The sequence below is a fragment of the Paeniglutamicibacter psychrophenolicus genome (assembly GCF_017876575.1).
Taxonomy (GTDB): Bacteria; Actinomycetota; Actinomycetes; order Actinomycetales; family Micrococcaceae; genus Paeniglutamicibacter; species Paeniglutamicibacter psychrophenolicus.
In genome coordinates this window covers 3,555,937-3,577,115 of the sequence record NZ_JAGIOE010000001.1, presented here as the reverse complement: position 1 = coordinate 3,577,115, position 21,179 = coordinate 3,555,937, and the positions used below count along the sequence as shown (strand labels likewise).

Annotated in this window: 22 protein-coding genes; 10 read left to right on the top strand and 12 right to left on the bottom strand. The window is 65.8% G+C overall.

All coding sequences use genetic code 11. From position 1 onward, the window contains the following. Positions 1 to 14 precede the first annotated feature (14 nt). Together JOF46_RS16245 and JOF46_RS16240 are read right to left on the bottom strand one after the other, a co-directional pair. Entirely contained in the window at positions 15 to 284 is a 270-nt protein-coding gene (locus tag JOF46_RS16245) for a transposase (RefSeq protein WP_209908835.1), read from the bottom strand. Next, a complete protein-coding gene (locus JOF46_RS16240) occupies positions 281 to 1,150 on the bottom strand; it encodes an IS630 family transposase (protein ID WP_209908831.1) in 870 nt (289 codons plus the stop codon). Before JOF46_RS16240 ends, JOF46_RS16245 begins: the two co-directional genes overlap by 4 nt. 96 nt (positions 1,151 to 1,246) lie before the next feature. Here JOF46_RS16240 and JOF46_RS16235 point away from each other — a divergent pair, with 96 nt between their 5' ends. The 3 genes from JOF46_RS16235 to JOF46_RS16225 all read left to right on the top strand — a co-directional run bounded on the left by JOF46_RS16235 (position 1,247) and on the right by JOF46_RS16225 (position 2,315). After that, entirely contained in the window at positions 1,247 to 1,609 is a 363-nt protein-coding gene (locus JOF46_RS16235) for a hypothetical protein (protein ID WP_209908829.1), read from the top strand. A 77-nt stretch (positions 1,610 to 1,686) separates the two neighbouring features. Continuing rightward, the gene (locus tag JOF46_RS16230; protein WP_209908827.1) at positions 1,687 to 2,016 is read left to right on the top strand and encodes a cupin domain-containing protein; all 330 of its coding nucleotides are present in this window, start codon (positions 1,687 to 1,689) and stop codon (positions 2,014 to 2,016) included. A gap of 95 nt (positions 2,017 to 2,111) precedes the next feature. Further along, the gene (locus JOF46_RS16225; RefSeq protein ID WP_209908825.1) at positions 2,112 to 2,315 is read left to right on the top strand and encodes an AsnC family protein; all 204 of its coding nucleotides are present in this window, start codon (positions 2,112 to 2,114) and stop codon (positions 2,313 to 2,315) included. 52 nt (positions 2,316 to 2,367) lie between these two features. Here the strand turns inward: JOF46_RS16225 and JOF46_RS16220 are convergent, their stop codons facing one another. Beyond that, a complete protein-coding gene (locus tag JOF46_RS16220) occupies positions 2,368 to 2,559 on the bottom strand; it encodes a hypothetical protein (RefSeq protein WP_209908823.1) in 192 nt (63 codons plus the stop codon). On the opposite strand from JOF46_RS16220, the gene JOF46_RS16215 reads away from it, so the two are divergent. Continuing rightward, entirely contained in the window at positions 2,558 to 3,490 is a 933-nt protein-coding gene (locus tag JOF46_RS16215) for an NAD-dependent epimerase/dehydratase family protein (protein ID WP_209908821.1), read from the top strand. The two genes, JOF46_RS16220 and JOF46_RS16215, sit on opposite strands and share 2 nt — an antisense overlap. Beyond that, positions 3,487 to 4,398 carry an RNA polymerase sigma-70 factor gene (locus JOF46_RS16210; protein WP_209908819.1) on the top strand — a complete coding sequence of 304 codons (912 nt, stop codon included), beginning with the start codon at positions 3,487 to 3,489 and terminating at the stop codon, positions 4,396 to 4,398. The genes JOF46_RS16215 and JOF46_RS16210 overlap by 4 nt, the downstream gene beginning before the upstream one ends. A 96-nt stretch (positions 4,399 to 4,494) precedes the next feature. On the opposite strand, the gene glnA is transcribed toward JOF46_RS16210, so the two are convergent. Continuing rightward, positions 4,495 to 5,919 (bottom strand): type I glutamate--ammonia ligase, encoded by a 1,425-nt coding sequence (gene glnA, locus JOF46_RS16205; protein ID WP_209908817.1) that lies wholly within the window; start codon positions 5,917 to 5,919, stop codon positions 4,495 to 4,497. A 279-nt stretch (positions 5,920 to 6,198) separates the two neighbouring features. Between glnA and JOF46_RS16200 the strand changes: the two genes are divergently transcribed. Then, positions 6,199 to 6,633, top strand: a complete 435-nt coding sequence (locus JOF46_RS16200) for an RDD family protein (protein ID WP_209908814.1) — start codon at positions 6,199 to 6,201, stop codon at positions 6,631 to 6,633. 142 nt (positions 6,634 to 6,775) lie between these two features. Here JOF46_RS16200 and JOF46_RS16195 read toward each other — a convergent pair whose 3' ends face one another. Genes JOF46_RS16195 through lipB form a run of 3 tightly spaced genes read right to left on the bottom strand, consistent with a single transcriptional unit; the run spans position 6,776 to position 9,241 of the window. Beyond that, entirely contained in the window at positions 6,776 to 7,531 is a 756-nt protein-coding gene (locus JOF46_RS16195) for a DUF4191 domain-containing protein (RefSeq protein ID WP_209908811.1), read from the bottom strand. Between the two features lie 31 nt (positions 7,532 to 7,562). After that, positions 7,563 to 8,564: a lipoyl synthase gene (lipA, locus tag JOF46_RS16190; protein WP_209908809.1), complete on the bottom strand. Its 1,002-nt coding sequence runs from the start codon at positions 8,562 to 8,564 to the stop codon at positions 7,563 to 7,565. After that, the gene (gene lipB / locus JOF46_RS16185) at positions 8,561 to 9,241 is read right to left on the bottom strand and encodes a lipoyl(octanoyl) transferase LipB (RefSeq protein WP_209908806.1); all 681 of its coding nucleotides are present in this window, start codon (positions 9,239 to 9,241) and stop codon (positions 8,561 to 8,563) included. Before lipB ends, lipA begins: the two co-directional genes overlap by 4 nt. 105 nt (positions 9,242 to 9,346) lie before the next feature. On the opposite strand from lipB, the gene JOF46_RS16180 reads away from it, so the two are divergent. Then, positions 9,347 to 10,978, top strand: coding sequence for a serine/threonine protein kinase (locus JOF46_RS16180; protein WP_209908803.1), 1,632 nt, complete (start codon positions 9,347 to 9,349; stop codon positions 10,976 to 10,978). A 49-nt stretch (positions 10,979 to 11,027) separates the two neighbouring features. Here the strand turns inward: JOF46_RS16180 and JOF46_RS16175 are convergent, their stop codons facing one another. From JOF46_RS16175 to JOF46_RS16155, 5 genes are all read right to left on the bottom strand, one after another. After that, the gene (locus JOF46_RS16175; protein ID WP_209908801.1) at positions 11,028 to 11,465 is read right to left on the bottom strand and encodes an OsmC family peroxiredoxin; all 438 of its coding nucleotides are present in this window, start codon (positions 11,463 to 11,465) and stop codon (positions 11,028 to 11,030) included. Between the two features lie 176 nt (positions 11,466 to 11,641). Beyond that, positions 11,642 to 11,992: a hypothetical protein gene (locus tag JOF46_RS16170; RefSeq protein ID WP_209908799.1), complete on the bottom strand. Its 351-nt coding sequence runs from the start codon at positions 11,990 to 11,992 to the stop codon at positions 11,642 to 11,644. 117 nt (positions 11,993 to 12,109) lie between these two features. Continuing rightward, positions 12,110 to 13,846, bottom strand: a complete 1,737-nt coding sequence (gene sucB / locus JOF46_RS16165; protein ID WP_209908797.1) for a 2-oxoglutarate dehydrogenase, E2 component, dihydrolipoamide succinyltransferase — start codon at positions 13,844 to 13,846, stop codon at positions 12,110 to 12,112. Positions 13,847 to 13,992: 146 nt separating this feature from the next. Further along, a complete protein-coding gene (gene lpdA / locus JOF46_RS16160; protein WP_209908795.1) occupies positions 13,993 to 15,372 on the bottom strand; it encodes a dihydrolipoyl dehydrogenase in 1,380 nt (459 codons plus the stop codon). A 303-nt stretch (positions 15,373 to 15,675) separates the two neighbouring features. Then, entirely contained in the window at positions 15,676 to 17,190 is a 1,515-nt protein-coding gene (locus tag JOF46_RS16155; protein WP_209908793.1) for a leucyl aminopeptidase, read from the bottom strand. A 408-nt stretch (positions 17,191 to 17,598) separates the two neighbouring features. On the opposite strand from JOF46_RS16155, the gene JOF46_RS16150 reads away from it, so the two are divergent. The 3 genes from JOF46_RS16150 to JOF46_RS16140 all read left to right on the top strand — a co-directional run bounded on the left by JOF46_RS16150 (position 17,599) and on the right by JOF46_RS16140 (position 21,152). After that, entirely contained in the window at positions 17,599 to 18,534 is a 936-nt protein-coding gene (locus JOF46_RS16150; protein ID WP_209908791.1) for a proteasome assembly chaperone family protein, read from the top strand. Further along, positions 18,534 to 19,853: an MFS transporter gene (locus tag JOF46_RS16145; RefSeq protein WP_209908788.1), complete on the top strand. Its 1,320-nt coding sequence runs from the start codon at positions 18,534 to 18,536 to the stop codon at positions 19,851 to 19,853. The genes JOF46_RS16150 and JOF46_RS16145 overlap by 1 nt, the downstream gene beginning before the upstream one ends. Positions 19,854 to 19,994: 141 nt before the next feature. Next, on the top strand, positions 19,995 to 21,152 hold the full coding sequence (locus JOF46_RS16140; protein WP_209908785.1) for a DUF4192 domain-containing protein: 1,158 nt from the start codon (positions 19,995 to 19,997) through the stop codon (positions 21,150 to 21,152). Positions 21,153 to 21,179: the final 27 nt, after the last annotated feature.

Here is a 21,179-nt window from a genome sequence, read left to right as displayed (position 1 = left end):
AAATTCGTCGGGGGTCAGGCGGCAAACGCGGGTTCGTGCGCGGCCAGCCGGTGGAGGTAGTCGTTGAGGTCGCGCCGGGTGTATCTCCAGTCGAAGGGGTCCGCCGTCGCGTTGTAGCGCTCCTGGAATGCCATGATCCGTTCGGCCAGGGCGTCCAGGTCCGGGAAGTCGGCGCCGGCGATGGCCTTGCGCTGCAGGATGGAGAAGTAGATTTCCACCTGGTTCAGCCAGGAGGCGTGCACCGGCAGGTGCACCAGAGTGGCGTTCGGCCACGCCGCGCTCATCCGGGCGACGGAGGGGCCCGGTTGTGCGAGGACCCGTTGTCCACCACCCAGAACACCCGGCGGGCCGAGGCATAGGGTTCGGTGGCCATGACTTGGCCGGCCAGCGCCATGAACGGCGCGATGCCGGTGCTCGGGGCGATGGAACCCGCGACCCGGGCCCGGTGCACGTCATAGGCGGCGAGGTAGGCCAGGGTCCCGCCGCGGGAGTATTCGAACTCGATGCGTTCGGCACGTCCCGGTCCGGGCGGCAGGGACAGGTGCCGGCGGTGCAGGGCCTGGAGCTGGGATTTCTCATCCGCGCTGACCACATAGTCATCCGGCCCCAGCGGCTGCCCATTCCAGGTGCGTGCGTAGAGGTCAAGGACGCGTCCGGCCTTGAGCGCGAAGTCGGGGTCCCGGGGGAAGATCCAGGAGCGGTGCTGCCAGGGCTTGATCGCATCGGTGTCCAGCCACCGCCAGACGGTGGTCGGGCTGATGCTCTGGACCAGATGCTCGGCGCGGGCCAGGGAAACGATCTCGCCGGTGGAAAACCGCGACAACGGCAGGCCCCTGTCGGTCGGAGGGGTGCACGCCAGGGCCTTGATCCCGGCGACCTGCACGGCGGTGAACACCCGCGGCCGCCCGGATCGGTGCCGGTCCTTGAGCCCGGCCATCCCCTCGGTGGCGAAGCGCTTGCACCACTTGCGGACCGTGTCCACGTGCACGCCCAGGGCGGCGGCGATCCGTGCCAGCGGTTCCCCGCGGGCCGCCGCGAGGATGATCCGGGCACGCTCCACCTCGCGGTGGGGCCTCTTGGAGCCGCGGGCGCGGTATCCCAGCACCCCCTGCTCGGCGGGATTCAAATGGATCAGAAACGGGGATTTCACGGCCATGTTTCCGTTATCCACCCCGCACCGCCCCGTCGTCAACCAGGCCGCCGGGAGGCGGGTGCAAACGGCGGAAAATGGGGAAGAATACGAACCATGGCCACCATCCCCGACTCGACCAAGTCCTCCCTGGAACAGCGCCTGGCCATCCGGGCGCGCGAACGCTGGCCCCAGGTCGCCGACATCCGGATGCGGTTCCGGGCCAGGTTCGCCTATGTCGACGCGCTGGTCCAGGAGGACGGGGAGTCCATGGTGCAGAAGCTATGCCGGCTGCGCTACGGCGGCTCGGCACACATCTGGGGATTTGCCATCTACCGCGCCAGCCACGACGACTACGACGATTCGGTGCTGCCCACGGGGCTGCCGGTGGGCAGTGCCGAGGAAGCCCTCGACACCGCCTGCGGCTTCTACTTCAACGACCCCACCGCCTGGGCGGACATGGACCCCCGACGAACTTAGGATAAAGACCACTAGGCTGGGGGAACCGGCCCAGGCCAGGTGTTTGTTGTTGTCTTTGAAAGGGCAGGGAAAGAACCATGCACGTCACCAGCGCTGAACTTGACCAACTTGTCACGAAGGAATGGGAGAAGGCAGCGGCGTCGAACAATGGGCGCAGCGCCATCGCGGTGCTCAAGGACGGGCGCCTGCGCCACACCCTGGTCACGCTGCTGGCCGGGTCCATGTTGAACGACCATGAAAAACCGGAGTCCGCGACCCTTCAGGTGTTGCGCGGGTCCATCGTGGTCAACTGGGAAGGCGAGTCAAAGACGATCGAGCATGGCGGGCTGTTCGTGCTGCCCGATGCCGTGCACAACGTCGTGGCCAACGAGGACTGTGCCTTCCTGCTCACCTCGTTGGCGGGCTGACCGCCTTTCGGCTCGGGGCCGCAATTTCCCCGTCAAGGTATCTTGACGACTTTCGGGTGTCAAGATACCTTGATTAATGGAAGGCGAGGTGTCCGATGACCAAGACCAAGCTCGAACAAGCCGAGGGCGGACCGATTGACGCCCTGCGGGCAGTGGCCGAACTCCAGCGCGACGCCCGGCGGCAGGAATCCGTCCTGGTGCGCCGCGCACGTGCCGAAGGCTTCTCCTGGGAGGCCATTGCGCTGGGCCTGGGAGTGAGCCGCCAGGCCGTGCACCAGCGCTACGGCAAGAAGTCGTAGCCGGCTACCGGCGCCAAACCAACACGAACCGGTCCGTACGAACCTCGCCGCGTCACCACGAGGCGGCGGAATTCGTGCGGGCCTTTTCCGTGCCTGCCGGTCGAACCACTTGGAGATACACCCAGGCAATGAACTTTTCGCGGGGCTCGCCGCGCTGCCGCGCCCCCGCGGTGTCACAAACGGCGGCGCCATCTCGTCCTTGGTTGCAGGAGAAGGGCTCCTGGAACGGGAAGGTGATGGCCATGCGGGTGTTCGTGGCAGGAGGAACGGGTGCGGTGGGGCGGGCGCTGGTGCCGTTGTTGGTGGCTCGGGGCCACCACGTGACGGCAACGACCACCGACCCTGGAAAATTCGGGATGCTGCATTCCATGGGTGCCCGGCCGGTGGCCATGGACGGGCTGGACGCGGCATCGGTGGGGCAAACCGTGGCCGCGGCACGGCCCGAGGCGATCATCAACCAGATGACCGGCATCTCCGTCGCCCACGGTGGCAAGCCGGACATGAAGCACTTCGACAGGTGGTTCGCCACCACCAACCGGCTGCGCACCGAGGGGGTCGACCACCTCCTGGCCGCGGCCGCCGCCCTCGGAGTCACAAACGTCATGACGCAGAGTTACTCGAGCTGGAACGGACTGCGCGAAGACGGCTGGGTCAAGACCGAGGACGACCCGCTGGATGGGCACCAGGGAACCGCGGCGGAATCGGGGATGAGGGCCATCGCGCACCTGGAAGAAGCGGTCGTCGCGGCGGGCGGTGCCGCGCTTCGCTACGGCTGGCTCTACGGGCCCGGAGCCAACGAGGCCCTTGCGGAACCCGTGCGCAAGCGGCGGTTCCCGCTGGTGGGCGGCGGTGCCGGCCACACCTCATGGCTGTTCCTCGGCGACGCCGCGAGTGCTACCGTCTTGGCCATGGAGCAGCGGGCGCAAGGGATCTTCAACATTGTCGATGACGACCCGGCTCCCGCCAGGGAATGGTTGCCCCACCTGGCCGCGTGCGCCGGCGCGAAGCCGCCGATGAGGGTGCCGGCTTGGCTTGCCCGACCCCTGGGTGGTGAGCTGGCCGTGCGGATCATGACCGAGGGTCGGGGCTTCTCCAATGCGAAGGCCAAGCGTGAGCTCGGCTGGACGCTGATCCACCCGTCTTGGAGGCAGGGGTTCGCGGAGGAATTCGGATGAGCAAGGCCGAGGAGTTCCAGGAGCTGCGCCCGCTGCTCTTCTCCATCGCCTATCGGATGCTGGGCAGCGTGGGCGAGGCGGAGGATGCGGTCCAGGAGTCCTGGCTGCGCTACGACGCTTCACCCACGGAACCGGCGTCGACCAAGGCGTTCCTCGCGGCCGTGGTCACCAGGCTCTGCCTGGATGTCTTGAAGTCGGCCCGGGTCCGACGCGAGCAGTATGTCGGGACGTGGTTCCCCGAACCGCTGGTCAAGGATCCCTACCAGGATCCGGAACGTGCGGCGGAGCTGAACGACTCGATTTCCGTGGCGGCGTTGCTCCTGCTGGAGCGGCTGAGCCCGTTGGAGCGCGCGGTGTTCGTGCTTCGCGAGGTGTTCGCCTTTGATTTCCCCGAGATCGCCTCGGCGGTGGGCCGCTCCGCCGCTGCCTGCCGCCAGCTCGCGGTGCGGGCCAGGGGCCACATGGACGAGGGCAGGCCCCGATTCGAGACCGACGGGCAGGCGAGGGACAAGCTGGCGGCCCGCTTCCTTGCCGCGTTCCGGGATGGCGACGTCGGGAACCTGCAGGCGTTGCTGGCCGAGGATGTCCGGATAGCCAGCGACAGCGGCGGCAGGGCCCCGCAGTGGGGAAAGACCATCGTCGGTGCCCGGAACGTGGCCCGGCTGCTCGCGGCGATATCCACGGGCTTCGGCGCCATCGGCGGACAGGTCGAGGCGAGGCAGATCAACGGGCAGCCCGGTGCGATCTTCAAGGACCGCAACGGAGCAGTGGTGAACACCTGGGCCATCGAAATCCTTGGCGGCAGGGTCCGGGCCATTGACACGGTGCTGAACCCGGAGAAGCTCGGGCACCTGGGGCCGGTGGCGGATGCCTGGGCGGTGGTGCGGGAAGCGAAGCTGGCCCGGTAGGCATATGACAAACGGGAGCCATGGACGATTCGTGCATGGCTCCCGTTCGGGTGCGGTTTCCCCGCCGGCTAAACCACGTTCAGCCGAGTGGTTCTGCTAGCAGCCGTAGTACAGCTCGAACTCGTACGGGTTCGGGCGCAGCGACAGCGGCTTGATTTCGTATTCGCGCTTGTAGTCGATCCAGGTGCGAATCAGGTCCTCGGTGAACACATCGCCCTCGAGCAGGAAGTCGAAGTCGTTCTCCAGGGCCTCGAGGGCCTCGTCCAGCGAAGCCGGGGCCTTCTGGATGTCCTTGGCTTCCTCGGCGGGCAGCTCGTAGAGGTCCTTGTCGATCGGATCCGCCGGCTCGATGCGGTTCTTGATGCCGTCGAGGCCGGCCATCAACTGTGCGGCGAAGGCCAGGTACGGGTTGCACGCGGCATCCGGTGCGCGGAACTCGATGCGCTTGGCCTTCGGGTTCGAGCCGGTGACCGGGATGCGGATGCCTGCGGAGCGGTTGCCCTGCGAGTACACCATGTTGACCGGGGCCTCGTAGCCCTTGACCAGGCGGCGGTAGGAGTTCACGGTCGGGTTGGTGAAGGCCAGCACTGCGGAGGCGTGCTTCAGCAGGCCGCCGATGTACCAGCGGGCGGTGTCGGACAGGCCGGCGTAGCCCTTCTCGTCGTAGAACAACGGGATGCCGTTGGCCCACAGCGACTGGTGGCAGTGCATGCCCGAGCCGTTGTCACCGAAGATCGGCTTCGGCATGAAGGTTGCGGACTTGCCCCAGGCATCGGCAACGTTCTTGACGATGTACTTGAACTTCAGGATGTCGTCGGCCGAGTGGGTCAGCGTGTTGAACTTGTAGTTGATTTCCGCCTGGCCGGCTGCGCCGACCTCGTGGTGGGAGCGCTCGACCTCAAGGCCGGCAGCTTCGAGTTCCAGGCAGATGGCGTCGCGCAGGTCGGCCTGCTTGTCGGTCGGGGAAACCGGGAAGTAACCGCCCTTGAAGGGGGTCTTGTAGCCCTGGTTGCCACCCTCTTCCTTCTTGCCGGTGTTCCACGGTGCCTCGATCGAGTCGACCTTGTAGAAGGAGCCCTGCGGCTTGGACTCGTACTGCACGTTGTCGAAGATGAAGAACTCGGCCTCGGGTGCAAAGAATGCGGTGTCGGCGATGCCGGTCGAGGAGAGGTAGGACTCGGCGCGCTCGGCCACGCCGCGCGGATCGCGGTGGTACGGCTCTCCGGTGCGCGGGTTCACGATGGAGAAGTTGAACGCGAGGGTCTTCTCGAGGCGGAACGGATCGATGTAGCCGGAGGTGACATCGGGGATCAGCTGCATGTCGGAGTCGGAGATGCCGGCGAAACCGCGGATCGAGGACGCATCGAACAGCTGTCCGTTGATGAAGAAATCCGCGTCGACGGTGCGTGCCGGGACGTTGAAGTGCTGCTGGATGCCGGGAAGGTCGGTGAAGCGGATGTCAACGAATTTGACGTCTTCTTCGGCAATGTATGCGATGACTTCTTCGGGACTCTTGAACATGGTCAGGGACTCCTGTGTGGGGTTTCTGCTGTGACGACTAGCGTGCTGTGCCGTGAAACGTTTACCAACGTTTTCTTCCTGTGTTATCAACACTAGCCCCCGGCGATTACTCTCCTGTGTCTCGATTGTTTCGGTTACGTTACACGGACGCGGAATCCGGCCAAAGGCGCGTTAGCTAAATCACACTGTTGTCCCCAAGTGTGTCGGTGGGTGCTCGCCGGGTGCGAAAGGGGGACTTTGGGCGCGGACGCCCGGCGGTTGCCCCGGTAGGCTGGGGGTGTGGAAAGAAAAGATTTTGGCTCGTGGCTCGAGGGCCCGCCGCAGCTAAGCAACCAGGAATGGCCCGGCAAGCGGTTGGGGCGCCCCGAAAAGGGACCCGGATCGGTCGCACGCATTGGCCGGCGTGTCGCGGCGTTGTTGTTGGACTGGGGGATCGCGATGCTGATCTCGATGTTCTTCTTCAAGTCCGACCCCACCGCCAACTTGATCATCTTCGCGGTCACCCAGATGCTGTTTGTCGGCGTCACCGGGCACTCCATCGGACACCGCGTCTTTGGCATGCAGGTCCAGGGGCTGGATGGCAGCGCGGTGAAGCCGCTGACCGGCATCGTCCGGACCTTGTTGATCTGCCTGGTGATTCCGGTCCTGTTCAGCGACTCCGACCAGCGCGGCTACCACGACCGCTTCGGCAAGACGATCCTGGTGCGCATCTAGCGCTTCCTCCGGACATTGCGCATGTGTGGCAGGCCGAGGTCCCGGCACCCCGCACCGCATCTACCGCGTTAAGCAAGGAAGGTGGGTGTTGGAACCAATATGGTTCCAACACCCACCTTGCTTGTTAAGGAGTGCGTTGGCGTTAGCGCATCTGCTTGCGGTTGGGTCGTGCCCGGTTCGGGTCGATGCCCTTCGGGATCGGCAGCTTGGCGCTGCCCAGGGTGCTCAGGCGCTTGTCGACGGCGCCGATCTCCAGCTTGGTGATCGACTTCGGAAGCTTCTTCATCTTCTTGCCGACCTCGGCAAGCGGGGTCTGGCCCTCGTCGTTTCCGGCGTTGATCACATGGATCGGGACGTTCGGAAGGACGCGGCCCATGCGCTTGCGCTCGGCGTCAACCAGCGTGCGAACACGGGCGTTGGGGCCCTCGGTGACCAGCACGACGCCTGCGCGGCCAATGCCCAGGAACACCAGGTCCTTGGTGCGCGGGTTCACCGCCACCGGCTCGTCCTTCAGGATCCAGCCGCGGCGCAACACGCTCATGGCGGCGCCGGCAGCGCCGGGGCGACCTTCAAGCTGCTTGAAGGCGGCCTTCTCGGCTCGACGCGAAAGGATCATGGTCGCCGCCAACAGGGCCAGCGGAAGCGAGATCAGCACCGCCGTGATCCAGTTGTTGATCAGCAGGCCAACAATCAGGCCCACAACAAGGATGCCCAGGGCAGCCAGAAGCATCAGCCAGACGACCATCGGGTCGTTCTTGCGGGTCATCTGGAAGACCTGGCCCAGCTGTTTCAGCCGGCCCGGTTCCTTGTTGGCCTTTTCGGCCTTCGGCTTGCGCGAGAACAGTCCGCGCTTAGGACTTGCAGCCTCGGACGAGGCGTTATCGGTGTTTTTGGCCATAGTGATTCAATTCTACGCGATCGGGCACCGGCTAGGAGCCGACCAGCGAGGAAGCCTCCTGGCGGGTGTCGCCGGAGCTGGCGATGTGTTCGAGCGCCTCCGGGATCGGCAGGCCCTTCTTGCGCATGGCCCCTGCCCACAACCGGCCCGCACGGTACGAGGAACGCACCAGCGGACCGCTCATGACGCCGATGATGCCCAGCTCTTCGGCTTCCTGCTGCAGCTCCACGAATTCCTGCGGCTTGACCCAGCGCTCGACCGGGTGGTGACGCTCGGTGGGGCGCAGGTACTGGGTGATGGTCAACAGGTCGCAGCCCGCCGAGACCAGGTCCTTGATGGCCTCGGAGATCTCCTCGCGGGTCTCGCCCATGCCCAGGATCAGGTTCGACTTGGTGATCATGCCGTTGGCTCGGCCCTGCGAGATGACATCCAGGGAGCGGTCGTAGCGGAACGCCGGGCGGATGGACTTGAACAGGCGGGGAACCGTCTCGAGGTTGTGCGCGTAGACCTCGGGGGCTGACGCTGCGATCTCGTCCAGGTACTCGGGCTTGCCGGAGAAGTCCGGGATCAGCAGCTCCACGCCGGTGCCCGGGTTCAGCTGGTGGATACGGCGCACGGTTTCGGCGTAGAGCCAGGTTCCCTCGTCCGCGAGGTCGTCGCGGGCGACACCGGTCACGGTGGCGTAGCGCAGGCCCATCTTCTTCACGCTCATGGCGACCTTGAAGGGTTCGGCGCGGTCGACGGCCTGGGGCTTGCCGGTGTCGATCTGGCAGAAGTCGCAGCGGCGCGTGCATTCGGAGCCGCCGATGAGGAAGGTTGCTTCCTTGTCCTCCCAGCATTCAAAGATGTTCGGGCAGCCCGCTTCTTCGCAGACGGTATTCAGGCCCTCGGACTTGACCAGCTTCTTCAGCCCCACGTACTCGGGGCCGATGTTGATCTTTGCCTTGATCCACTCGGGCTTGCGCTCGACAGGTGTTTCGGAATTTCGCTGCTCGATGCGCAGCAGGCGGCGACCTTCGGGTGCGGCACTCATGATCGGGCTCCTTCTGGGGTGGTGGCCGTCAACGACACAATCGGGCTGAGCAGGGCTTGTAGCTCCTGCTCGATCCGGTCGAGGACATCGGCTGGAGTGATGGTGGTTCCAGTTTCTTCGCTGATGCTTGTGACACCGGCGTCGGTGATCCCGCAGGGGATGATTTGTGAATATGGTGCAAGGTCGTTGGAACAGTTCAGGGCGAAGCCATGCATGGTCACCCCGTGGTCGACGCGGATGCCGATCGCGGCGAGCTTGCGGTCCTGCCCGCCGTTGGTTCCGGCAACCCAGACGCCGCTGCGTCCCTTGATGCGCACGGCGTCGATGCCGTAATCCAACGCAACATTGATCAGGGCTTCTTCGAGGGTCGTGACGTATTCGCGGATGCCCTTCATGTCCAGCAACCGCACGATCGGGTAGCCGACCAGCTGCCCCGGGCCATGCCAGGTGAGCTTGCCGCCGCGATCGACATCGATCACGGGGGTGCCGTCGACCGGCAGGTCTTCCGGTTCGGTACGGCGTCCGGCCGTGTAAACGGCCGCATGTTCCAGGAGAAATACAACGGGGCCTGCCACACCTTCGGTCACGTCATGGTGAACGCGGCGCTGCATGTCCCACGCGATGCGGTAATCGACCAGCTCGGGGGCATGGCCAATTCGCTCGAATTTGATGGTCATGGCGACAACAGTACGCCGTCCACCGGGAGGCCCCCGAATCGTCTAACCGTTTGTTTCTTGTGGATAACTTAAGCGTGGATTTTCTCTCCGGCGTAGAAATGAATCATGGAATTCAATGAAGAGCCGTTGGCGTTCCCGCGGATCGAGGGGTACCGCACGCTGCGCCACCTGGATGAGGGCTCGGGCAGCAGCGTCTGGGTCGTTGAGGACGACGCGACACATGGCGAACTGGCCGTGAAGATCCTCGGCAAGGATGCTCCCGGGAATGCCGTGGCCATGGAAGCCGTGGACTTGTGCCACGAGTTCCTCGTCGAAGCGCTCGGGGTCCTCCAGACCTCCCTGGGCCCCGGGATCCTGATGGAGTACTGCCCCGCAGGTTCCGCGGCACAGGTCGTGGCGGTGCGCGGCCCGCTGGGCGTGGGAGAGACCATCACCGTGGTCGCTCCCATCGCCGCGGCACTGGCGTACCTGCATGCGCGGGGACTGACCCATGGGGACCTGTCTCCACGCAATATCCTGTTCACGGCCGAGGGCAAGCCAAAGCTGGGCGACTTCGGGACGCACCGCGTGGTGGGCCAGTCGCCGGGAGACCTTGGCACCCAGGGCTTCTGTGCCCCGGAAACCTCCAGGGACCCCGAATCCGGACAGCTCGAACCTGCGCGCGACGTCTACGCACTGGCCGCCTGCACCTGGTACCTGCTCACCGGGCGGCCACCCAATGCGACAGCCAACAGGGTGCCGTTGGGGTCCATGGTTCCGGAAGTCAACGACGAGTTCGCGAAGTTGCTGGAGCTGTGCCTTGACCAGGACCCGGCGAAGCGACCCAGTGCTGACCAGTTCGGGCAACGGATCTTCGTCGCCGGCGAACCGCTTCCCGTGGAGCTGAGCGAGGCGATCGAGCCGGAGGCCCTCAAGCACATGCTCACCACGCGGCAAGGACCGGCGTCCGGCGGGATTCTGGGCGGGCGCCGGAACAGGGGGAACCCGACGGCCGCGGACAGGGAACTGCTGAGGGAACGCAAGGCACAGATCAAGGCGCAGCAAAAGCCTGTTCCGCGCCGGCTTCGGGCAACATTCGGCCTCGATGGGGCTGCGGCGGCCGATGCGGCAACGGGCGACGGGGAACGGCAATGGGCCCAGGACCACCGGATCCACGGCTTGAAGCGCGGGAACCGACGGATCGCGGCGACCGTTGCCATCGGGGTGCTGCTGGTGGCCGGGGCCGCCGGGGGAGCGGGCCTGCTCAAGGCAAGTGGCAACCCGGCGGCCGCAGAGCCGCCGCAAAGCTCGGCGCCTGCCACGACGTCCTCCCCCGCAGGCGATCCTGCCCCGCGGGGGAAAGCCGAATCGTCCCGGGAACTCATGCTGGTGGTGGCCGACCTGGCTGTGCGCCGCGACAAGGGACTGATGAGCGGGAAAATGGAGCAGCTCAGGGACGTCCACGCTGCCGGCTCGCCGGCGCTGGAGGTGGACGGAAAGGTCGTGGCCCGGATGCGTGGGCTCGGCCTGCACCTGGAGGCCTTGGAAACGCGGCTAAGCGATGTCGAGGTGCTGCCGGGGAACAAGCCGGGAGAAGCGGTTCTCGAAGCCCTCAGCGTGCAAAGCGGCTACCGCTACGTCGATGCCAAGGGGAAGACGGTGGTGGATGCCAAGAAGACCGACAGCCAACGGGTGCGCATTGCATTGCGGTTCGCCGAGGGATCATGGCGGATCTGGCAGGTGACCGCCGCGGGCTGACCCCACAGCGTGCCGGTGTGCCTTTCTGCGTGGCACACCGGCAAGGCGGCTACTGGGTCAGGCTGGCATCCAGGGTGATGGATGGAACGGCTGCCAGGGCGGCGGACACCGGGCAACCCACCTTGGCTGCTTGCGCATGGGTCTGGAATTCTTCATCGGTCAGGCCCGGAATGGTGGCCTTGAGTGTCAGCCGGATTTCGCTGATCTTGGCGCCGTCGCTGGTGTCGAAGTCCACCTCCGCGGTGGTTTCCAGCTTCTCGGCAACGTGGCCGGCACCCTTCAAGATGTTGCTCAGCGCCATCGAGAAGCACGAGGCATGGGCCGCGGCAATCAATTCCTCCGGGCTGGTCTTGCCCTCGGCTGCCTCGGTGCGGGCACGCCAGGTAACCGGGAACGTGCCGATGCCCGAGGTCTCGAAGGTGGTTTCCCCGGTGCCGGAGGCCAGGTCGCCGCTCCAAACGGTGCTTGCGCTTCTTGTGAATGCCATGGTGATGACTCCTTGAATCTGCAACGAGACGAAGGCGAGCGCCTTCAAGGCCCATCCTAGGGGCACCGCGTGGCGAACCAAAGGGACCCGTTGAACGACGAAGCGGCCTGCCACCAGTAATCCTGGTGGCAGGCCGCCTGCGCACCGGCAAGAAACCGGCGGGTGCCCGCTGGGGGTTAGACCCAGAGGGTTGCCACGGCGATGGCGATCAGGGCGGTGCCGCCGGTTCCGTGGGCCAGCCCGGTGGGAACCTCAAGTCCGTTCTTGATCTTCTTGCGGCCCAGCAGGGCCGCGACGAAGACGCCGATGGCCAGCAGGAGCTTGACGCCGATCTTGATGTTGTTCACTTCAAGATCACGCATCTCGAGCACACCGACAAGAAGCAGCCCGGTCACCAGCTGGGCGATGGCGCCATACCACTGCCAGATGTTGACGGTCGGGGTCTTGAAGTTGGCGAGCCAGCCGCCAAAGATTGCCGCTGCACCTAAAACGTGCAGGAATACCAGGATTGCAGTCAAAAAGGTCATGCCGCAAGCCTAGTGGAAACTGCACACCATCAAGAATTTGCCCGGCCAAAGGTGGCGCAGGACATAGCAAAGGGGCGCCCACCGCCAAAAGCGGTGAGCGCCCCCTCCAACCAAGTCCTAGAGACCCAGGTCTGCCTGGAAGGCACCTTCTTCAAGGCGTGCCTTCAGCGTCTGCAGGAAGCGACCTGCATCGGCGCCGTCGACCAGGCGGTGGTCGTAGGTCAGCGACAGGTACATCATGTGGCGGATGGCGATGGTGTCGTCCCCGTCGGCGCCGGTCACGACGACCGCACGCTTCACGATGGCGCCGGTGCCCAGGATGGCAACCTGCGGCTGGTTGATGATCGGGGTGTCGAAGAGTGCGCCGACCGAACCGATGTTCGTGATCGAGAACGTTCCGCCGGACAGCTCGTCCGGGCCGATCTTGTTGTTGCGCGTGCGCGAGGCCACGTCGGTGATCTTGGCGGCCAGGCCGGCAAGGTTCAGGTCTCCGGCGTTGGAGATGACAGGAACCAGCAGGCCCTTGTCGGTGTCCACCGCAATCGCCAGGTGCTCGGCGTTGTGGTAGGTGATCTCCTGCTTGGACTCGTCGTACTCGGCGTTCAGCTTCGGGTGCTGCTTCAGCGCCTCGGCCACGGCCTTGAGGATGAACGGCAGGAAGGTGAGCTTGGAGCCGTTGACGGCAGCGAAGTCGTTCTTGGCGGCATTGCGCAGCTTGGCGATGCGCGTCATGTCGACCTCGTGCACCTGGGTCAGCTGGGTGGAGATTTCCAGCGACTCGCGCATGCGGCGGGCGATGACCTGGCGGATGCGCGGTGCCTTCTCCACGGTGCCACGCAGCGAGGAGGCAACAACCGGGGCTGCGGCCTTCGCTGCAGGTGCGGCCGCGGGGGCCGAAACTGCTGCAGGGGCGGTCTTTGTCGCGGCTGCGGCATCGATGACGTCCTGCTTGCGGATACGACCGCCAACGCCGGTGCCGGTCACGGTGGACAGGTCGACGTTGTTCTGGTTGGCCAGGCGGCGAACCAGCGGGGTGACGTAGCCGTCGTTGCCTGCTGCAGGTGCTGCGGCTGCCACCGGGGCAGCCGGTGCGGCCGGAGCAGCGACCGGAGCCGGAGCGGCGACAGGGGCCGGCGCGGCAACGGGAGCCGGAGCAGTCACCGGGGCCGGAGCAGCGGCAGGTGCCGGAGCGGCGGCCGGAGCGGGAGCCTCAACCGGTGCGGCGGGGGCGGCGGGTGCTGCCGGGGCGGCTGCGCCTGCAGCACCGATGACGGCCAGGACGGCGCCGACCTCGGCGGTCTCGTCTTCCGGAACGCGGATTTCCAGCAGGACTCCGGCGACCGGGGACGGAACCTCGGTGTCGACCTTGTCGGTGGAAACCTCGAGCAGCGGCTCGTCAACGGCAACTTCTTCGCCCACGGCCTTGAGCCAGCGGGTGACTGTGCCTTCGGTCACGGATTCGCCCAGCGCCGGGAGGGTGATCTCGGTGCCGGATGCCGGTGCTGCAGCGGCGGCCGGAGCTGCCGGAGCGGCTTCGGCAACCGGTGCCGGTGCGGCGGCCGGGGCCTCGACTGCTGCGGGTGCCTCTGCGGCCGGTGCGGCAGCGGCCGAACCCGAGCCGTCGCCGATGCGAACCAGTGCGGCTCCAACTTCGGCGGTCTCGTCTTCGGCGACGAGGATTTCCTCGATGACGCCGGCTACCGGCGAAGGGATTTCGGTGTCAACCTTGTCGGTCGAAACCTCCAGCAACGGCTCGTCGACCTCGACGCGGTCGCCGACCTGCTTGAGCCAGCGCGTAACGGTGCCTTCGGTGACGCTTTCACCCAAAGCGGGCAAGTTCACGGTTTCAGACATCTTGTTCCCGTTCTCCTAAAACTAAAAAAATTTGTGTGCGAGAGATCCGCGGTTTCCCGCACATCCCGTTGGAGGTCAGTGCCTCCGAGCTTAGTGCACCGGGCACGCGCACCTCGTGGCGCGCGTGCCCGGTTAAGCGTTTGTGACTAACCGTGCAACGGCTTGCCGGCCAGGGCCATTGCGGCCTCGCCAAGCGATTCGTTCTGCGTCGGGTGTGCGTGGATGAGCTGTGCCACATCCTCCGGGTAGGCTTCCCAGTTCACGATCAACTGTGCCTCGCCGATCTGCTCGCCGATGCGGCCGCCGATGCCGTGAACGCCCACGATCGGGCCGTTCTTGACGCGCACCATCTTGATCAGGCCGGAAGTGCCCAGGATCGAGGACTTGCCGTTGCCGGCCAGGTTGTACTCGGTGACCTCGATCTGGTCGTCGCCGAACTTGGCCTTGGCGGCCGGCTCGGAGTAGCCAACCGAAGCGATCTCCGGTTCGCAGAAGGTGACCTTCGGGATGTTGATGTCCTCGACGACCACCGGGTTCAGGCCGCCGATTTCCTCGGCGACGAAGATGCCGTGCTGGTAGCCGCGGTGCGCAAGCTGGACGCCCGGGACGATGTCGCCGATCGCGTAGATGTTGCCCACGCCGGTGTGGCAGCGCTCGTTGGCGAGCACGAAGCCGCGGTCCATCGGGATGCCCTGCTCTTCGTAACCCAGGTTCGCGGTGACCGGGCCGCGGCCAACTGCAACCAGCACGATCTCGGCTTCGAGGACCTTGCCGTCGGCCAGGGAGACCTTGACGCCGTTGGCGTCCTGCTCGACCTTTTCGAAGAAGACGCCGGTGTTGAACTTGATGCCGCGCTTCTTGAAGGCACGCTCCAGGTTCTTGATGATCGAGGGATCCTCGTTCGGAACCAGGGAAGGCAGGCCCTCGACGATGGTGACCTCGACGCCGAAGGACTTCCACACGGAAGCGAACTCGACGCCGATGACGCCGCCGCCGAGCACGATGGCGCTCTTGGGCAGGGTGTCCATGTTCAGCGCCTCGGTGCTGGTGAGGATGCGTCCGCCGATTTCCAGGCCAAAGGTCTTGGACTCGGAGCCGGTGGCGAGGATGATGTTCTTGCCCTTGTAGGGAACGCCGTCAACGTCGATGGTGTCCTGGGAAACCAGGCGGCCGTTACCTTCGATAACGGTCACCTTCTTCATCTTCAGCAGGCCCGACAGGCCCTTGTGCTTGCCGGCGACAATGCCGTCCTTGTAGCTGCGCACGGCACCGAGGTCGATGGAATCGAGGGTGGTGTTGATGCCGTACTTCGCGCCTTCGCGAGCGTTCTCGGCCAATTCGGCGGAGTGCAGGTACGCCTTGGTGGGGATGCAACCGGTGTGCAGGCAGGTGCCACCGAGCTTGGCCTTTTCAATCAAGCCGACGGTGAAACCCAGCTGGACGGCGCGCAATGCTGCCGAGTAGCCGGCGGAACCGCCACCGAGAATGAGGATGTCGAATTCTTGCGTTGCTGCCGATTCGGCCACGTGAACGCTCCCTCGTTATGAGTTGTGGCCGACGTCGTGGTCGGCCAGGGGTCTGTTGGGGGTGTACCTGCCAACCCGGGTCAGGGCTCGCACAAGTACGGTAATGCTAGTGATCTATCAGGATTACCTTAGCCCCCCGAAACGCGGTCGGCCACATGCGGTGAGGCAGATTGCCCATGCCTGTGACCGGTTGCACAGCGGCGGCGGCCCTTCGTTGCGGTTGAAGGGCCGCCGCCGCATGCATTCGCGGATTTCTACTACAAGAAGTAGAAATTGGCGGGTGGGCCGGGTGGCCCGGACGTGCTACTTGGCGGCCGACATCTGCTCGGCCAGCGTCACCAGGGTGCGCACCGAGGATCCGGTGGCGTTCTTGTGGGTGTATCCGTAGGGTGCCTGCTCGTTGAAGGCCGGCCCGGCGATGTCCATGTGGGCCCACGGGATCTTCACGCCATCGACCTCGCCGACGAACTCGTTGAGGAACACCGCAGCGGTCATCATCCCGCCCATCCGCTCGCCGATGTTGGCCAGGTCGGCCACCTGCGAGTCGATGCTCGGGCGCAGTTCCTCGGGCAACGGCATGGCCCAGGCGGTTTCGCCGGCCAGGTCCGCGGCGGCAACCACTGCATCGCGCAACGTGTCATCGCCCATGACACCGGTGGTGCGGTGGCCCAGGGCCACGACCTGCGCGCCGGTCAGCGTGGCGACGTCGATGATCGCATCGGGCTTTTCGTTGCTCGCTGCCACCAGGCCGTCGGCCATGACCAATCGGCCCTCGGCGTCGGTGTTGAGCACCTCGACGGTCTTGCCGCCGAACATGGTGATCACATCGCCCGGACGGGTCGAGGCGCCGCCTGGCATGTTCTCGGCCATGCACAGCCATGCGGTGACCTTGATCGGCAGGCCCAGCTCGGCAATCGCAACGATGGCCTGGTTGATGGTCGCGGCGCCGGCCATGTCGTTCTTCATCAGGTGCATGCCGGCTGCCGGCTTGATGGAGATGCCGCCGGTGTCGAAGGTGATGCCCTTTCCGACCAGGGCCAGGTGCTTGGTGGCCTTGGCGGGGGAGTATTCGATCTTGACCAGGCGCGGTCCACGCTCGGATCCGCCGCCCACGCCGATCAGGCCGCCGTAGCCGTCCTTTTCGAGCTTCTTGTCATCGAGCACGGTGACCTTCAGCGGCAGGCCCTTGGCGTTGTCCTTGACCGCCTGGGCGAAGGACTCCGGGAAGAGCACGTTTGGTGCGGTGTTGACCAGATCGCGGGTGGCGCGCACGGTGCGGCCCAGGATCGCGGCACGCTTCAGCGCGGCCGGCAGGTCCTTGTCCGCGGAGGCGGCGGTGGCGATGACTGCCTCGCCCAGCGGCAGCTTCTTGGCAGGGGTGGAACGGTGGTTGTTGAACTGGTAGGCGCCAAGGGCCACGCCCTCGGCGATGGCAGCTGCCTGTCCCACCGTGGCCGCCGGCAGTGCGAAGAGCACGGTGGGCACGCCGGCGAGTTGGCGCGTGGCGGAGCCGGCGGCCCGGCGCAAGGCTTCCTCGGTCAGCGTGGATTCCTCGAAGGCACCCAGGCCGGCGAACGCCAGGGTCTCGGCCTTGGTCTCGGCGGTGGCCGGCAGGCGGACCAGTTCATCGGCGGCACCGGTGATGTTCAGGGCGGCCAGGGAACCCTGGAGGGATTCGGTGACCTTGGCGCTGAAGGGCGAGGCCACCAGAACCGGACCGTCGGTGCCCTTGGCGACACCAAGAACCAGTGCGCCGGCACTGATGCGCTTGATGTCGGTGGAGACAGCGGTCAGCTTGAGATCCATGGAGTTGATCACGAAACGATTCCTGTTCGTTGGATGTGTACATGCACGTCGAATGCCCATGCATCGAAGGAGCCGAAACGGCCGCGTGTTCCCGGGGTTACCGGGACGCAAACGCCGATTGGCCTTTATCGATCGTATCGCTGAGACCGAGCCCACAGCGCATCGGCGGGGCAACCGGCCTAGAATTGAAGCCGGGCCACGGGAAGAAAACAGCTTCCGAAGCGGTTGACCACTTCAGTAGGCAACCGATCGAATCATCGTTGGGTTCACCCGGCCCGCACCTGCCCACGGCTTTCCCGTAGTTCACGTCGCACCGATTCGGTTGCTGCGGCAAGGAAGCCGGGGCCGCCCGAAGGCCTTGGCCCTCGGCGTCGGTGCGGCCGGCGGAACCCATGACGCAACCTGAAAGGAGCAGCGGCAATGCTTGACCCCCAATCCCTGATCAGGTTCGAAGACCAGGACCTGGATGCACTCGAGCTTCAGGGCCTTGACCTGCTCATTGGCCTTCGCGGCCATGCGGATGCCGGACACGCGCTGTCCCAGGTCCGCACCGAACTGCTGGACTCGCTCGAACCGCGGCTGATCGCCTCCTTCGACATCGACCAGCTGATCAACTACCGCGAACGACGCCCCCAGATTTCCTTCCTTGGCGACCACTTTGCCGCCTACCAGGCGCCGCGCCTGGAACTGTATCGGCTGACCGACGGGCTGGAGCGGGACTTCCTCTTCCTGACCGGGCCCGAACCGGACCTGGCCTGGGAACGGGTCACCGCCGCCGTCGTCGCCCTGGTCAAGGCCTTCAACGTGCAATTGGCCGTTTCCTTCGACGCGGTGCCGATGCCGGTTCCGCACACCCGCCCGCTGGGCGTCACCGCCCACGGCAACCGCAAGGACCTGATCGAGGGGATCTCCACCTGGACCCCCACCGCTGAACTGCCGGCGAGCCTTGCCGCCCTCATCGAGGTCAGGCTGATCGAGGCCGGGCGCGACGCGGTGGGATATTCCATCCATGTTCCGCACTACCTCTCCGAGGCCGAATACCCGCAGGTTGCCGTAGGCATCCTGGAATACGTGGGCGCGGCCATGGAACTTGGCCTGCCCACGGACCGACTGCGCGAGGCCGGCCGCAACCTCGAACCACAGATCGCCGAGCAGGTTGCCGCAACCCCGGACGTGGCGCGGATGGTGGAGAACTTCGAAACACGCTTTGACCAGCACGTCCCGGAGATCGAGCGGCGTTCGCTGCTGGTGACCGCCGATGCCGAGGTCCCCGACGGCGAAGAACTTGCCCTGGCCGCGGAGGCATTCCTCTCCGGCTTCCCCGAACAAGGTGGCACGGCTGCCAAGGAATCCTAGTGACCAAGGCCGAACACCTCGACTCCGTCCGATCATGGGTGGTGTGGGCAGCCAGCCTCGGCGCCTACCTCATTGCCGTCACGCAGCGCACCAGCTTTGGCGTGGCCGGGCTGGAGGCCACCGACCGCTTTGATGCCACGGCCTCGATCCTGGCCACCTTCTCGGTGGTGCAACTGGTGGTCTATGCCGGGCTGCAGATCCCCGTGGGCATCCTGGTGGACCGGTGGGGCCCGCGGGCCATGATCACCGGGGGAGCGGCATTGATGATGGTCGGCCAGTTCCTGCTGGCCATGGCCGATTCGGTCGCCTCCGGCCTGGTGGGCAGGTTCTTCGTCGGAGCCGGGGACGCGATGACGTTCGTCTCGGTGATCCGGCTGCTGCCGATCTGGTTCTCCGGCTACCGGATCCCCATGCTCACCCAGGTGACGGGCATGATCGGCCAGCTGGGCCAGCTGCTCTCGCTGATTCCGTTCGTGGCCCTGCTTCACCTGTGGAGCTGGACCCCGGCATTCCTCTCCCTTGCCGCCCTGTCCATGGTGGGCTTCGCCCTGGCGCTGGTGCTGGTCAGCAACGGCCCGCGCACCGACGAGGAACCGCCGGCACGGGTCAAGGCCCGGACGCTTCTGGCCGAGGCCTGGCGGGAACCGGGGACGCGGCTGGGTTTCTGGACCCACTTCACCACCCAGTTCACCACCAACGTCTTCTTGCTGACCTGGGGATACCCCTTCCTGGTCTCGGGCCAGGGAATCAGCCCCGCGGTCGCCTCCGGGCTGCTTTCCATCTTCGTGGTTGTGGCGATGGTGGCCGGCCCGCTGCTCGGGGCTGCAGTGGCCCGATATCCCCACCGCCGCTCGGCGATCGCGTTCAACATCATCGGGATGATCGCACTGACCTGGCTCGTGGTGATTCTCTGGCCCGGCCGGGCCCCGATTTGGATGCTGGTCATCCTGATCGTCTGCGTCGCCTCGGGCGGGCCGGCATCGATGATCGGATTCGACTTCGTGCGCACCTTCAACCCCGCCCACGTCATTGGCACGGCCACCGGAATCGTGAACGTCGGCGGGTTCCTGGCGGCACTTGTCACCGTCTACGTGGTGGGCTGGCTGCTGGACATCCAGCAACGGGCCGCCGGGGCCGGTGCCGAGCTCTACAGCCTCGACGCCTTCAGGTGGGCCCTGTCCTTCCAGTTCGTGATGATGCTTGGCGGCATCATCGGCATGGTGGTCACGCGCAACAAGGCCCGCCGGGCCATGGCACTGCGCGGCGAGTACACCCCGCGCAGCCAACGGCGCCAGGGCAACACCCCCGGGAACAGGTAGCACCTCCACGCGGTCCCTCCGGCGCCAACGGACGGTCCCCCGACTGTTCCGCACATGCCGCAGGGGCCCCGGGACGGCCGCATCCACAGATGCCGGGATGCCCCCTGCCGAACCCTGCACCGCGAGGGAAGCATGGTGTGCATGACTACTACACCTTCAGCTTCCAGCTTTTCCTTGGCCAGCCCCGAAGAGGTCTTGGCATACATTCCCCACGCACTGGGGTTCTACCCGCGCAACGCGGTGGTCCTGTTGATCATGCAGGGGCAGGGCCTGGCCGCGACACTGCGCGTGGACTTGCCGCGGCCCGAAAACGGGCAGGACCAAGCCGTCCAATGGGCAGAGCAGCTGGTCCAGCTGGTGCACAAGGTCCCGGATGCCTCGGCGGTGTTCATGGCCCTCTACACGGGGCAAACCCCGGGTGACGGGCATGATTCGCTGCCCAGGCACGATCTTGTCCAATGGCTCGCCCCCGCCCTGGTGCGCTCGGGAATCCGCGTTCGTGATGCCTGGTACGTGGGCGCCAAGCGCTGGCACAGCTACTTCTGCGCCAGTGAAAACTGCTGTCCGGCCGAGGGCTTTGACCTGCCGGACCTGGCACTGACCGAGACCCACCTGAGGATGGTCGTGGCCGGATCGGCGCCCGAAGAAACCATTTGGGACGGCAGCGGAGTGGCCCCGTGGTCCAACAAGGCAACCATCCGGCAGTACGCGGGGATCCTGGTCCAGGAGTACGACGGAAAGGTTCCGCGCGAAACGCTGATCCGGGACTGGGCCCAGCTGCTGGAGGCCGATCCCGTGGTCGCCGAACGCAGGATGCGCACCGACGAGGCGTTCTGCGCCTCGCTCCTGGTGTCGCTCAACGACCGGATGGTCCGAGATATCCTTCCCTTCCTGGCCGGACGTGGCGCCGTGCGTGCCGTAGAGGCGTTCAAGGAGGTGAGCCGGGCCGAAGACTTCGGGCCGGCCTCCCAGGACTTCTCCGATTTCCTGCTGGGCACCTCGTCCTGCACCCCGGACTGGGAACGGATCGATCGGCTCTGGTACTACTGCCGGGACCTGCTGGGAATCGCCGAAGGCACGGAAACCTCGGCGCTGCTGTGCCTGCTGGGCTGGATCAATTGGGCCAAGGGCAAGGGTAGCTCCGCGCTGAAGCTCTTTGCCACGGCTCTCGAGAAGGACCCGGAATACCGGCTGGCACTGCTCATGAAGAAATTGCTGGAAACCGGCGAGATGCCGGGGTGGGTGGCGGATCCGCAGCGTGCCTGGCGGTTGCGCCTGGAAGGCCGGCTCAGTGCGTGAGATGCTCGGACCGGTGCCCGTCGGGGC

Coding starts and splice junctions, on each gene's coding strand:
- JOF46_RS16235 (WP_209908829.1), top strand. CDS start 1,247: ATGGCCACCATCCCCGACTCGACCAAGTCCTCCCTGGAACAGCGCCTG.
- JOF46_RS16230 (WP_209908827.1), top strand. CDS start 1,687: ATGCACGTCACCAGCGCTGAACTTGACCAACTTGTCACGAAGGAATGG.
- JOF46_RS16140 (WP_209908785.1), top strand. CDS start 19,995: ATGACTACTACACCTTCAGCTTCCAGCTTTTCCTTGGCCAGCCCCGAA.
- lipB (WP_209908806.1), bottom strand. CDS start 9,241: ATGACCATCAAATTCGAGCGAATTGGCCATGCCCCCGAGCTGGTCGAT.
- JOF46_RS16150 (WP_209908791.1), top strand. CDS start 17,599: ATGCTTGACCCCCAATCCCTGATCAGGTTCGAAGACCAGGACCTGGAT.
- JOF46_RS16215 (WP_209908821.1), top strand. CDS start 2,558: ATGCGGGTGTTCGTGGCAGGAGGAACGGGTGCGGTGGGGCGGGCGCTG.
- JOF46_RS16170 (WP_209908799.1), bottom strand. CDS start 11,992: ATGACCTTTTTGACTGCAATCCTGGTATTCCTGCACGTTTTAGGTGCA.
- JOF46_RS16210 (WP_209908819.1), top strand. CDS start 3,487: ATGAGCAAGGCCGAGGAGTTCCAGGAGCTGCGCCCGCTGCTCTTCTCC.
- JOF46_RS16220 (WP_209908823.1), bottom strand. CDS start 2,559: ATGGCCATCACCTTCCCGTTCCAGGAGCCCTTCTCCTGCAACCAAGGA.
- glnA (WP_209908817.1), bottom strand. CDS start 5,919: ATGTTCAAGAGTCCCGAAGAAGTCATCGCATACATTGCCGAAGAAGAC.
- JOF46_RS16225 (WP_209908825.1), top strand. CDS start 2,112: ATGACCAAGACCAAGCTCGAACAAGCCGAGGGCGGACCGATTGACGCC.
- JOF46_RS16245 (WP_209908835.1), bottom strand. CDS start 284: ATGAGCGCGGCGTGGCCGAACGCCACTCTGGTGCACCTGCCGGTGCAC.
- JOF46_RS16175 (WP_209908801.1), bottom strand. CDS start 11,465: ATGGCATTCACAAGAAGCGCAAGCACCGTTTGGAGCGGCGACCTGGCC.
- lipA (WP_209908809.1), bottom strand. CDS start 8,564: ATGAGTGCCGCACCCGAAGGTCGCCGCCTGCTGCGCATCGAGCAGCGA.
- sucB (WP_209908797.1), bottom strand. CDS start 13,846: ATGTCTGAAACCGTGAACTTGCCCGCTTTGGGTGAAAGCGTCACCGAA.
- JOF46_RS16195 (WP_209908811.1), bottom strand. CDS start 7,531: ATGGCCAAAAACACCGATAACGCCTCGTCCGAGGCTGCAAGTCCTAAG.
- JOF46_RS16180 (WP_209908803.1), top strand. CDS start 9,347: ATGGAATTCAATGAAGAGCCGTTGGCGTTCCCGCGGATCGAGGGGTAC.